At 60.3% G+C, this 12,334-nt stretch carries 12 protein-coding genes; 5 read left to right on the top strand and 7 right to left on the bottom strand.

What is annotated here, in order from left to right:
* Window positions 1–9: 9 nt before the first annotated feature.
* Genes dctP through J5Y17_RS02930 form a run of 4 tightly spaced genes read left to right on the top strand, consistent with a single transcriptional unit; the run spans window position 10 to window position 3,748 of the window.
* The gene (gene dctP, locus J5Y17_RS02945; protein WP_219783728.1) at window positions 10–984 is read left to right on the top strand and encodes a TRAP transporter substrate-binding protein DctP; all 975 of its coding nucleotides are present in this window, start codon (window positions 10–12) and stop codon (window positions 982–984) included.
* Window positions 968–1,504 carry a TRAP transporter small permease gene (locus J5Y17_RS02940; protein WP_219783727.1) on the top strand — a complete coding sequence of 179 codons (537 nt, stop codon included), beginning with the start codon at window positions 968–970 and terminating at the stop codon, window positions 1,502–1,504. Before dctP ends, J5Y17_RS02940 begins: the two co-directional genes overlap by 17 nt.
* A 1-nt stretch (window position 1,505) precedes the next feature.
* On the top strand, window positions 1,506–2,798 hold the full coding sequence (locus tag J5Y17_RS02935; protein WP_219783726.1) for a TRAP transporter large permease: 1,293 nt from the start codon (window positions 1,506–1,508) through the stop codon (window positions 2,796–2,798).
* Window positions 2,795–3,748 (top strand): SMP-30/gluconolactonase/LRE family protein, encoded by a 954-nt coding sequence (locus tag J5Y17_RS02930; protein ID WP_219783725.1) that lies wholly within the window; start codon window positions 2,795–2,797, stop codon window positions 3,746–3,748. Before J5Y17_RS02935 ends, J5Y17_RS02930 begins: the two co-directional genes overlap by 4 nt.
* 257 nt (window positions 3,749–4,005) lie before the next feature.
* Here J5Y17_RS02930 and J5Y17_RS02925 read toward each other — a convergent pair whose 3' ends face one another.
* Window positions 4,006–4,890 carry a DMT family transporter gene (locus J5Y17_RS02925; protein WP_255571829.1) on the bottom strand — a complete coding sequence of 295 codons (885 nt, stop codon included), beginning with the start codon at window positions 4,888–4,890 and terminating at the stop codon, window positions 4,006–4,008.
* Between the two features lie 87 nt (window positions 4,891–4,977).
* Window positions 4,978–5,592, bottom strand: a complete 615-nt coding sequence (locus J5Y17_RS02920) for a LysE/ArgO family amino acid transporter (protein ID WP_255571828.1) — start codon at window positions 5,590–5,592, stop codon at window positions 4,978–4,980.
* An 87-nt stretch (window positions 5,593–5,679) separates the two neighbouring features.
* Between J5Y17_RS02920 and J5Y17_RS02915 the strand changes: the two genes are divergently transcribed.
* Window positions 5,680–6,576 (top strand): LysR family transcriptional regulator ArgP, encoded by an 897-nt coding sequence (locus J5Y17_RS02915; RefSeq protein ID WP_219783724.1) that lies wholly within the window; start codon window positions 5,680–5,682, stop codon window positions 6,574–6,576.
* A gap of 34 nt (window positions 6,577–6,610) precedes the next feature.
* Here J5Y17_RS02915 and J5Y17_RS02910 read toward each other — a convergent pair whose 3' ends face one another.
* The 5 genes from J5Y17_RS02910 to mgtE form a co-directional block, all read right to left on the bottom strand.
* A complete protein-coding gene (locus tag J5Y17_RS02910) occupies window positions 6,611–7,351 on the bottom strand; it encodes a YebC/PmpR family DNA-binding transcriptional regulator (RefSeq protein ID WP_219783723.1) in 741 nt (246 codons plus the stop codon).
* 136 nt (window positions 7,352–7,487) lie between these two features.
* Entirely contained in the window at window positions 7,488–9,269 is a 1,782-nt protein-coding gene (locus J5Y17_RS02905) for an SLC13 family permease (protein ID WP_219783722.1), read from the bottom strand.
* 146 nt (window positions 9,270–9,415) lie between these two features.
* Window positions 9,416–10,228, bottom strand: coding sequence for a TIGR00282 family metallophosphoesterase (locus J5Y17_RS02900; RefSeq protein WP_219783721.1), 813 nt, complete (start codon window positions 10,226–10,228; stop codon window positions 9,416–9,418).
* Between the two features lie 46 nt (window positions 10,229–10,274).
* Window positions 10,275–10,865: a 5-formyltetrahydrofolate cyclo-ligase gene (locus J5Y17_RS02895; RefSeq protein ID WP_370628836.1), complete on the bottom strand. Its 591-nt coding sequence runs from the start codon at window positions 10,863–10,865 to the stop codon at window positions 10,275–10,277.
* On the bottom strand, window positions 10,862–12,250 hold the full coding sequence (gene mgtE / locus J5Y17_RS02890) for a magnesium transporter (RefSeq protein ID WP_219783720.1): 1,389 nt from the start codon (window positions 12,248–12,250) through the stop codon (window positions 10,862–10,864). The genes J5Y17_RS02895 and mgtE overlap by 4 nt, the downstream gene beginning before the upstream one ends.
* Window positions 12,251–12,334: the final 84 nt, after the last annotated feature.

Here is a 12,334-nt window from a genome sequence, read left to right as displayed (position 1 = left end):
GATAAACACATGAATTTCAAAACCATCGCCGCCACCGCGCTCACGCTGACCCTGCCGCTCGCAGCGACGGCTGACGACTGGACCGCCTACACCTATTCGTCCGTGTCCACAACGTCCGCCGTGAAAGGCATGACCCGCATCTCGGAACGCGTCGCCGCCGAAACCGACGGCGAACTCGACATCACCCTGCACCTCGGCAAGACGCTTCAGATCGCATCGGCCGACATCACGCAGGCCGTTGGTGACGGCATCGTCGACTTCGCTGCCGACTTCTTCTTTTCCGGCAACGTGCCGATCGCACGCATTCTGAACCTGCCGATGCTCATCGAGAACGATGAGGAATGGGCCGCTGCCTATGCCGCGATCGAGCCGACGCTCGTGGAGGCCTTCGCAGACCAGAACGTCGTTCTTCTGGGCGGCTACCGTTATCCGGAACAGACGATCTTCACCACCTTCCCCGTCAACAGCCTCGCTGATCTTGACGGCCACAAAATCCGCGTGACTTCGCCGGAACAGGGCAAGTTCGTCGAAGAGTTCGGCGGTGCCGCAATCACCCTGTCGGGTAGCGAAGTGCCGACCTCTCTGGAGCGCGGCGTGATCGAAGGCGTGCTTACCGCAAGCGCTGGTGGTGCGAAGAACTGGCACGAGTTCCTGCCCTACAACTACCGTTTTTCGGTGAACTACGGCAACTCGATGATCATCGCCAATGCCGACGCCTTTGAGGCGCTCGATCCGGCGGTGCAGGAAACGCTCCGCGCCATCGTCGCAGAGGAAGGTCCGGCCACGACGGCTGCGTTCCTCGTGGACGAAGACGCACAGAAGGCGTCGCAATCCGCAGCGGGTATGACCCTCACCGACGCTGCCGAAGGCGATGTAGATATGGCCGCTGAAAAGCTCGCACCGTTCTGGGCAAGCTGGGCGGAAGAAAATGGCCCCGAGTATGTCGAGGCCCTGAAGGTAGTCCGCGATGCAATCGGAAAATAATCCAAACTTTGAAGAACAGAAGGGGCCGGCAACCGCCGGTCCCGTTTTCGACGTTGCCGAACGCACCACACAGGTTGTGACCGGTGTCGTTCTGGCGGCCCTCGTGATCATGGTCTGCACCGAAGCGTTCCTGCGCGGCGCATTCAACTACTCACTGGGCTTCGTCGAAGAACTGACCGGTTACTCCGTCGTGCTGCTGACCTTCCTCGGCGCAGCACAGGCGCTCCGTCACGGGGCCCTGTTTCGGGTGCATTTCCTATTCGACATCCTGTCGCCCAATGCACAACGCTGGATCACACGCATCTTCGTTGTGATGGCGCTTGTGGTTTGTGCGATCCTTGCGTGGAAGACCAAAGACCTGATGCTCTCGTCCTTCTCGCGCGGCAAATTCGCCCCGACGGTCCTGCGCACGCCGCTGTGGATTCCGCAGATGGTGCTCCCGCTGGGCTTTACAGTGATCGGTATTTTCCTGGTCGAGAAACTCATCCTGACCTTCCAAAAATCCAAAGAAAGCCTCTGACATGGAAGCGATACTTGCCTTTGGCGTTCTGATCGGCCTCATCCTCGGGGGCATGTGGGTCCAATTCACCGTTGCGAGTGCGGGCCTCTTCTACCTTTGGATGCTCAAAGGATTTGCTGGCTGGAAGGCACTTGGTCTCGTCAGCTGGGGCGCCGCCAATAGCTTTACCCTCGCGGCGATCCCGCTCTTCGTGCTGATGGCCGAAATCCTCCTCGGCTCCGGCCTCGCCTCGCGTCTCTATAACGGCGTCGCACCATTTATGCGGCGGCTCCCGGGCGGGCTGTTGCACACCAACATCGTCGGCAGCGGCATCTTCGCGGCGATCTCGGGCGGCAGTGCCCCGACCGCCGCCGCCATGTCCACCGTCTCTCTCCCCGAACTGAGCGGCCGCGGCTATAACCGCCGTCTCGTCGCCGGATCGCTGGCCGCTGGCGGCACGCTGGGTATCCTGATCCCGCCGTCGATCACCATGATCATCTACGCCACATTTACCGAGACTTCGATCGCGCGCCTCTTTGCCGCCGGTTTGATCCCGGGCATCGTGCTGGCGCTGCTCTACATGGGCTTCATCATGATCCGCGCCGTGATCAACCCGTCGCTCGCCCCCAAGAGCGAAACCCGCGCAACGCCTGCCGTGCTGGCGCGGTCGCTCCTCGATATCCTGCCGTTCGTTCTGCTGATCTTCATCGTTCTGGGCAGCATCTACGGCGGCTTTGCCACCCCGACAGAAGCCGGCGCCGTCGGCACCGTGGGCGCGATCATCATCTCAGCGATCTACGGCAAACTGAGCCTCGGCCTCATCATCGAAGCGCTCAAGCGCACGGCGGTCATGAGCGGCAACATCCTCTTCGTGGTCTTCACCTCGATGATTTTCGCCTATGCAACGGCCCTCTCGGGAGTCGGCGAAGATCTCGTCGCGAAACTCGAAAGCGCCGAAGTCTCCAAAATCACCTTCCTGCTGATCATCATGGTGGTCTTCGCGATCCTCGGTTGCTTCATGGAAGGCCTGGGCATGATCGCGATCATCGTGCCCGTGATCTTCCCTGCGCTTCTGGCGCTCGGGGTCGATCCGATCTGGTTCGGTGTCTTCGTGGTGATCCTCGTGGAACTGGGTCAGCTCACACCACCCTTGGGGGTGATCCTCTTTGTGGTGGCGAGTTCGTCGGATAAGGTCTCTGTCGAAGATGTCATTCTCGGCACGATGCCCTTCTTCGTCATCATCCTGATCTTTATGCTCCTGATGATCGCGTTCCCGCAAATCGCCCTGTTCCTGCCGGAGGTCACATTCGGATGACGACCCACACCTACCCTGCCCCCGAACCGGTGGTCCTCGATGCAGAGGTATTCACCGAACTGCCGACCGCGCTGCGGCGCACGGGCGTGGCGTCCTACTGGGCGGACAAGAACCGTGGCGGTGAGGCTGTCGACAGCTTTGTCGAAGGGCCGTCCTTTGACCGCGCGGGCAATCTCTACTTCGTCGACATCCCCTTCGGCCGCGTGTTTCGCACGACGCCGGAGGGTGTCGTCAGCCAGATTGCCGAATACGAGGGACAGCCCAACGGGTTGAAAATCCACCGTGACGGGCGGATTTTCCTCGCGGATTATCAGAACGGCATCATGCTACTTGACCCAGATAGCGGCGCGGTCACGCCCGCCCTCGCGGATTGCGACACCGAAGGGTTCAAGGGCTGCAACGACCTTCATTTCGGTCGGGACGGCACGCTGTTCTTCACGGATCAGGGTCAAACCGGTCTCCACGATCCGACCGGACGCGTCTATCGCTGGAACGAAGGCACCGGACGCCTTGATTGCCTGATCGACACCGCGCCAAGCCCGAATGGCCTCGTCCTCGATCTCGCAGAACGTGTGCTGTTTCTCGCCGTGACCCGCGCCAATGCGGTGTGGCGTCTGATCCTGTCCCCGAGCGGACGGGTGAACAAGGCGGGGCTGTTCATTCAATTTTCCGGCGGCCGCGCCGGACCCGATGGTCTCGCGCTCACCGCTGAGGGCGGTGTCGTGGTCTGTCAAACCGGCATGGGCCTCGTCTGGGTGCACAACGCGCTCGGTCAGCCGATTGCCGTCGTGCGCTCTCCGCGTGGCCTTGGAACCACCAACTGTGCCTTCGGTGGGCCGGAAGGGCGCAGCCTCTTCATCACGGAATCCGACAGCGGTTCTATCCTCAAGGTCGATTTTCCACCCGAACTCGGGATCTCCGGCGCGCGGATGTTTGCGCACGCAGATTAACGCGACGCAGCACTTGGTGGCTTCGGCTCACGTATCTGCCGAAGCCACAAATCTTGCCGCGACAGCCGAGCTTGCAGAGTTCGATATCATTGATCCTGCGGCATAGAATGGCCGAAAGCCCTCGTACCGCGAGGACCAGATCGTGCGCGTGATAGAGCGACAGATCGGCAATCGAAGTTCACGGTGACTCGGAGCAAGCCCGATGTACCAGCGGCTTACACGCGTGTTGCTCAGCGGGATGGCAAAGGATCGGTAGATTAAGACGCCTTCTTGCGCGCTTCCCGCCACGTGATGAAGGAAATTGCCCCAATGATCATCGCCCCGCCCAAGATCACGAAGGGGTCAATCGCCTCCCCGAAGAGGGCATAGCCAAAGCTCACCGACCAGATCAATTGCACGAACACGACCGGCTGAACCACCGATTGCGGCGCGGCGGCGAAAGCGCGTGTCATCGTGTAGTGCCCCAGTGTGGCGAAGGCGGCCGTGAGGAACAAGAGAACCAATTCGTGCAGCGTCGGCGTCTCCCAGTGCAGAAGCGCAAAGGGCGCAATCACGATGGGCACCGTCACCGACATCAGAAACACCACGACCGCAGGCGGCAGCTCTTTCACCAACCGATTGGCGATCAGGTAAGACCCGGCAAAGGCCATCGCAGAAACCACCATGGCGAGATGGCCGGGATCGACTTCGCGAAAGCCAGGGCGCAAAATGACAAGCCCTCCGAGAAAGGCCACGATCAGCGCCGAAATGCGCGGCAAAGCGATCCGTTCGCCAAAGAGAAGAACCGCGCCGATGGTGATGTAGATCGGATTCATAAAGTTCAAAGACGTGACTTCGCCCATCGGAATGCGGGTCATGGCGTAGAACCAGCAGGACATCGCGAGAGAATGGAATAGGGCGCGTCCGAAGGTGAGCTTCCAAATCCTACGCGTGAATTGCACCTGTCGCACCGCGCCAAGCGCCGGGATAAGAAAGACCAATCCGAGAAGGAAACGCAAAAAGGCACTTTCCAAGACCGGAAGCCCGGTGCCGACGTATTTGACCAAAACATTGACCATCACGAAGCAAAGCGTCGTGATCAGCATCCAGACGATGCCTGCGGTGGGATTGGACGGTTTCGCGGAGGCGACGGGCGTGCTCATGGCGAGACCTTGACCCTTTGTGGCTCAAATGACAACGCGCACAATCCGCATCGGACGCTCTGCATTTCTGCACGAAGACGACATGAACTATGCCAACATGAGGCTCAGGGCAATCGACCACATGACGAGCGCGATCAGTCCATCAAGCACACGCCATGCCACCTCGCGGGCGAAAACAGGGGCAAGGAAGCGGGCGCCATATCCCAAGGCGAAGAAGAAGACAAAGGATGCGCTGGCGGCACCCACGGCAAATCCCGCCCTCGCCTCAGGAAACCGGGCAGAAATGGCGCCCAGGAGCACCACCGTATCGAGATAAACATGCGGATTGAGCCAGGTCAGCGCGAGCACGGTGAGCATGGCCGCCACACGGCTTTGTCCGCCTTCGCCGGCGGCTTCGAGATGCCCGCCGCCGCGCCAAGCGGCGATAGCGGCCTTGAGCCCATAATAGACTAAAAATGCCGCCCCACCCCAACGCAACAGCGGCAAGAGGGGTGGAAAAGCCTTGGAGATTTGCGCAGATGCGAAGACACCCAAAGTGATCAGAACCGCGTCAGAGAGCGCGCAGATCAAGACCACAGGCAACACATGCGCGCGCTTGATCCCTTGGCGCAGCACAAAGGCATTCTGGGCGCCAATGGCGACGATAAGGCTCAGTCCTGTCAAGAAACCCGTGAGGGTCGCGTGCAGCATGTCTTGTGTCATGAAAACTCCTTTGTACCGAGGATGCACTGCGGAGTTACGCGGCCTGAATAAATTAGACAAATTAATCTTACTATGCCTAAATTAGATATGCTTAACTCATCCGACTACCCGGCGCTCAGCGCCTTGGCCGCCGTTTTGCAAAGCGGCTCATTCGACGGCGCGGCAGAGAGGCTCTCCGTCACGCCATCCGCGATTTCGCAGCGTATCAAAGCGCTCGAAGAGCGGCTGGGCAGCGTTTTGGTGATCCGTGGCACGCCTTGCACCGGCACCGAGACGGGCAGACGGCTTGCGCGTCACATGGAAGAGGTCGGGCTTTTGGAGCGCCAGTTGAGCCGCGATCTTGGCCAGAAAGAATGCACCGCAGTCTCCGTCCCGATTGCGGTCAATGCCGACAGCCTTGCCACCTGGTTCTGCGCCGCGATGGCCCCCGTCTCAGGCATGTTGTTCCAGCTTCAGATCGACGATCAGGACCACTCCGCCGACTGGCTCAAACGCGGCGAAGTGATGGCTGCCGTCTCGTCTCGCGACACCCCCGTCTCAGGCTGTGACCTGATACCTCTTGGTGCGCTGCGTTACCTGCCGGTCGCGACGCCCGAGTTCGTCGCTCGGCACTTCCCCGCGGGGCTGACGACGGAAGACTTCGCCCGCGCGCCTTCGCTGATTTACGACGAAAAAGACCGGCTTCAGGACACATGGGTGACAAGCCAGACCGGACGGCGCATCCCCCTGCCCGCCCATCGCATTCCCTCGACCCATGGTTTTGTCGATGCGGCTTTGGCGGGATTGGGTTGGGGGCTGAACCCTTTGGCCTTGTTGCAACCCCACTTGGACAGCGACCACCTCACCGCTCTGGCGCCCGAGCCATGGGACATTCCACTTTACTGGCATATCTCTCGACTGAGCGAGCCGCATCTCACGGACCTGACCGAGGCCGTAAAACGCGCCGCGAAAACCCATCTGGTTCAAAAGAAAAACCCCGCCTGACAAGACGGGGTTTTCTCAATTCGTTTAGTGTGGCTCAGAGCTGCGCGGCAACATCTTCCGGCACGTCGAAATTCGCCGTCACCGATTGCACGTCATCGTCGTCTTCCAGCGCCTCGACCAGACGCATCAGCTTTTGCGCGGTCTCGAGGTTCACCTCGGTGCGGTTCTGCGGCTTCCAGATCAGCTTGGATTCCTTGGACTCGCCCAGTTCGGATTCCAGCGCGTCGGAGACAGCGGCCAGATCGCCATCGGCGGTGTAGATCCAGTGGCCTTCCTCGTCGCTCTCGACATCCTCTGCGCCCGCTTCGATCGCGGCCATCATCACGGTGTCGGCATCGCCGACAGAGGCGTCATAGGTGATCTCGCCCACGCGGTCGAACATGAACGCCACAGAGCCGGAGGTGCCCAAATTGCCGCCCGCCTTAGTAAAGATCGAGCGCACGTTGGACGCGGTGCGGTTCACGTTGTCGGTCATAGTTTCGACGATAAAGGCGATGCCTTCCGGACCGTAACCTTCGTAACGGATTTCGTCGTAGTTCTCGCCGTCGCCACCCAGAGCCTTTTTGATCGCGCGGTCGATCACGTCCTTCGGCACGGATTGCGTTTTCGCGGTCTTCACCGCCAGACGCAGACGCGGGTTCTTTTCAGGATCCGGGTCGCCCATTTTCGCCGCCACGGTGATCTCCTTGGCGAGTTTCGAAAACAGCTTCGAGCGCACGGCGTCCTGACGCCCTTTGCGGTGCTGGATGTTTGCCCATTTAGAATGGCCGGCCATGTGGCGCCTCCGGAAATGTCGATAAAGTCAGATTACGCGCCTCTATAAAGCAGCGCGCCTATGACCTGCAAGGCCGCCACGGTGCTTTGAGGCGGTCTTTTAAGTGGTGAAAATGCCCAAATGGCTCACAGCAGGCTTACAGAGGCCACAAAAGCGGGATCACAGCCGCCGACAAAAGCCCGATCGAGAGGTTCAGCGGGATGCCAACCTTCATGTAATCGGTGAATTTATAGCCGCCCGGGCCGTAGACCATCGTGTTGGTCTGATAGCCGATGGGCGTCGCAAAAGAGGCCGACGCCGCAATCATCACCGCCACCACAAGCCCGCGCGGGTCGAGCCCCATGGTGTTGGCCAGCCCGATGGCAATCGGCGTCACAACGACAGCGACCGCGTTGTTTGACACAAGCTCTGTGAGGATAGAGGTCATCAGGAAAATCGCCCAGACCACAAAGAACACCGGCAACCCTTCGAGCAGCGGCGCAACGGCCCCTACGATCAGTTGAACGGCCCCCGAGGCATCAAGTGCTGCGCCCACCGCCAGCATGGCAAAGATCAGCGCCAGCAACCGCCCCTCGATAAAGGAAAACGCCTCGTCCGCGTCGATACAGCGGGTGGTCAACACCACGGCCACGGCGATCACCGAAAGCATCAAGATCGGCGCGACGCCCAAAGCGGCCAGAACGACGATGGAGAACATCGCAATCAGAGCAATCGGCGCGTGGCTACGGTGATAGGCGCGCTCAGTCGGTTTCGACACATCGCCCATGTCCATATCGGAGGCGAGGCGCTGAATGTCTGCTGGCGTGCCTTCGAGCAAAAGCGTGTCGCCGACGCGGACCACGAGATCCTGAATTTGCTGACCAAGGTTCTGGTTGCGACGGTGCACGGCCAGCACATAGACGCCATAACGACGACGCAAACGCATCGACGACAGCGCGCGGCCGACCATTTTACAGCCCGGCGTGATCAACACTTCCATCGTGGTGGTTTCCACCGCGGACACCTGATCGACGCGTTTGAGGGATTTGTCCCGTTGCAGGCTCAAGAGCTCCGTGATCCTCGAACGCAGCACGACCCGGTCGCCAACATCGAGGGTAAAGCCCTCCAACTCATGGCGATAGGATTTGTCGCCGCGAATGACGTCGATCAGCCGCACACCTTCGCGTTTGAACAGCTGCACGCCGGTGACTTCGCGCCCGATCAGGTTGCTGTCCGGCGGGATCACGGCCTCGGTGAAGAACTTCATCTTTGAGCGCCCGGAGGACAACATCGCCGCCAGACTGTCGCGCTCCGGCAAGAGGTGACGCCCGAAGAGCAACAGATAGGCCATGCCCCATGCGGTCACCACGAGGCCCAGAATAGAGACCTCGAAAATCGTGAAGGGTTCGAGCCCCTGCGCCCGCGCGACACCATCGACAAGCAGGTTGGTAGAGGTACCCAGAAGCGTAATAGTGCCACCCATGATGGCGGAATAACTCAGAGGGATCAAAAGCTTGGAGGGCGCAACGCCCAGTTTGCCTGAAAGCTGGATGAACACGGGGATCATCACAACAACCACCGGCGTGTTGGCCACAAACGCCGAAAGGACGACCACGACCACCAGCAACAGGGCAATTGCGAAGGAGGGATGCGTTTCGGCATAATTCCCGGCCTGTCGCGTGAACCATTCAAGTCCGCCCGTGCGCACCATCGCGCCCATGACGATAAACATCGCAGCAATGGTCCAAGGTGCCGGGTTCGACAAAACAGAAAGCGCCGCGTCATAGGGCAAGATGCCCAAAACCATCATCAGCGCGGCGCCGGTGATGGCGATTACTTCCGTCGGGAACACTTCGCGCATGAACAGCACGAACATCAAGCCGACGACCACAAGGGCGATCACCGCCTCTGTCATCTGGCTGAACTGAAAAAGTTCCATCGGGCCTCACGCGCTTGTTCCGGTCACGGCCAATATGCCTTGGCGGAGCCCGTTATCACAAGCGACAAAATGCCCTGAGATCAAAAGGATATTTCGACCAAATGATGAAAACCGGAATAAAGTTCGCGAAACTCAGGCTGTGACGATCACGGGGCGCTTTGTTCCAACCGGCCACCGACCCGAATCTGCTTCACCCGCGTAGCCAATCCCGTGCGGTCATCGGTTTCCACGTAGACCCCCGACAGCGTCGCATCACCTTTGGCTGGCTCGTAGCGCCCCTTGGCCATACCGGTGACGAAACGGCGCAGCGGCTCGGCCTTGTCCATGCCAATGACCGAATTGTAGTCGCCGCACATGCCCGCATCCGTCAGGTAGGCCGTGCCACCGGGCAGGATTTGCGCATCCCCCGTGCAGACATGGGTGTGCGTACCGACCACGACCGAGGCCTTGCCGTCGCAGAAATGCCCCATCGCCATTTTCTCGGAGGTCGCCTCGCAATGCACGTCAATGAGGGCGGCCTGAATGGCACCGCCGATTTTGTGGCTCATGAAGACCTGATCGAGCGCCGAGAAAGGATCGTCAAAGGGACGCTTCATAAAGACCTGCCCCAACACTTGTGCCACCAAAATGCGCCGCCCGCGCGCGTCCTCGAAAATGCGCACGCCGCGTCCGGGCGCGGCCTTGGCGAAATTGATCGGACGCACGATGCGGGTCTCGCGTTCGCAAAACTGCATCATGTCTTTCTGATCAAAAGCGTGATCGCCCAGCGTCAAACAATCGACCTCGGCCTCCAAAAGCAGCTTGGCATGATCGCCCGACAGCCCCATGCCATTAGTGCAATTCTCGCCATTGACCACGACGAAATCGAGCCCCCACTCCTTGCGAAGCGTCGGCATCCGCTCAATCACCGCTTTGCGGCCTGCGCTGCCGACAATATCTCCGAGGAACAGGATTTTCATAGGGCGATTGCCTTTCGTCTTTCTTGTTTTTCTCTGTCGGCTCCCCTCAAAAGGTGAGCACTTCTCTTTCGGTCACGATCGCATCCAGTGGCGCGTCGGTCGGCTCCACTGGCACGTCATGCGCCTCTTGGCCCGCATAGGCGAGGCCCACGGCAAAAACCGGCCCATGAGCGCGCAGCTTGGCGAGCGTGCGGTCATAAAACCCGCCACCATAGCCCAGCCGATGCCCGTCGCGGTTGAACGCCAACATCGGCACGATGACCACTTCGGGCATCACGGGGGCGGAGACCGCCGGGATCAGCGCACCGAAGGCACCCGGCACCATCTCCGCGTCCGGTGTCCAGAGGTCAAAGCGCAAAGGCTGTGCCTTCGCTTCAACGACTGGTACCGCGACGGGGCCTCGGGCGTGAAGCCGCGCCATGGCGTCCAACGGGTTCACTTCGCTGCCCAAAGGCATGTAGCCCGCCGTCAGCCTGCCCGCGAAAGGTGTGAGAAAGCCCACCAAGAGCTCGGTCGCCTGTCGCGCCGCCGCCCCGCCCTCAGCCTCGCTTTGCGCATGAGCGGCGTCGCGCGCCGTTTTGGCGCGGGTCCGCAGAGCCGTTTTGAGGGCAGTTTTGGAGGCGCTCGTGTCAGTCACAGCAACACCACCCCTGCCAAACCGAGGAAGGCGAAAAAGCCCACGACATCTGTGACCGTGGTCACAAACGCGCCCGAGGCCAGTGCCGGGTCAACGCCCAAACGTTCCAACACCACCGGGATACCGATGCCCGCAAGTCCCGCAATCACAAGGTTGATCACCATCGCCGCCCCGATCACCGCGCCCAGCGCCGGTGAGCCGAACCACAGGACGCCAACGATCCCCATGATCACGGCGAAAACCAGGCCATTGGCGAGGCCGACAAGGACCTCGCGTCGAATGACCCGCCAGACGTTGGCGCCGGTCAAATCGCGCGTGGCGATGGCGCGCACCGCGACCGTCAGCGCCTGCGTACCCGCGTTGCCCCCCATGGAGGCCACAATCGGCATCAGCACAGCGAGCGCCACGAATTGCGCAATCGTGTCTTCGAATTGAGCGATCACCAAGGAGGCGAGAATTGCCGTCACGAGGTTGACCGCCAGCCAGGGAATGCGCTGCTTCACAGTGTCCATCACGCGGTCAGCCAAAGAGCCCTCGCCCACACCGGCGAGGCGCATGATGTCTTCTTCGTGCTCTTCGTCCAATACGTTCATCGCGTCGTCGATAGTGATCACGCCAACCACACGGTCGTCCGCATCCACCACGGGGGCGGCGATCATGTGATATTGGTTAAACGCATAGGCGACGTCGGTTTCGCTCTCATCGACGCGGAAGGTGCGAAAGCCCGGCTCAAGCAACTCTGTCAAAGACTGCGCACGGGGCGCGCCCAGAATCTTGCCGAGCGTGACGTGTCCCACCGCATGCATTTTCGGATCGATCAGCACGACGTGGTAGAAATCTTCCGGCAGGCTTTCGGATTTGCGCATGAAGTCGATGGCCTGCCCGACGGTCCAATGTTCCGGCGCCATGACGACTTCGCGCTGCATCAGACGACCGGCGGAATACTCCGGGTAGGACAGAGATTGCTGAACCGCGACACGATCCGCGTCCTCAAGCGTCGCAAGGATCGCCTCCTGCGCCTCTTCGTCCAGATCCTCGACCAGATCGACCACGTCGTCCGATTCCATGTCCCGAACCGCTTCGGCCAGAACGTCAGGACGCAGAACATGGATCACCTCGTCACGGATGCCCTCGTCAAGTTCCGACAGGATTTCCCCATCGAATTCCTCGCCATAGAGCAGAATCAGACGACGGCGATCAAAGGCGTTCACCTGTTCGAGCAAGTCCGCGATGTCAGCCGCGTGCAGAGGCTCCATCAGCTCAATGAGCTTCTCCCGATCGCCGGTGTCGACCGCATAGAGAATGGCGCTGAGAACTTTCGCACTCAACGCGTAGCCATCTTCCTGTTCGGCCTCTTCCTCGATCTGCGTTTCTTCTTCGACCATCGCGTGCCCAATCGTGTTTCGTGGCGACCATAAGACAGGTTTCCCGCGAGAAACAGGGGCAAGATTGATTTACCTTCCCCAATC

The organism is Celeribacter sp. PS-C1 (assembly GCF_019429625.1).
Lineage (GTDB): Bacteria > Pseudomonadota > Alphaproteobacteria > Rhodobacterales > Rhodobacteraceae > Celeribacter.
This window is presented reverse-complemented; position numbering and strand designations above follow the sequence as displayed.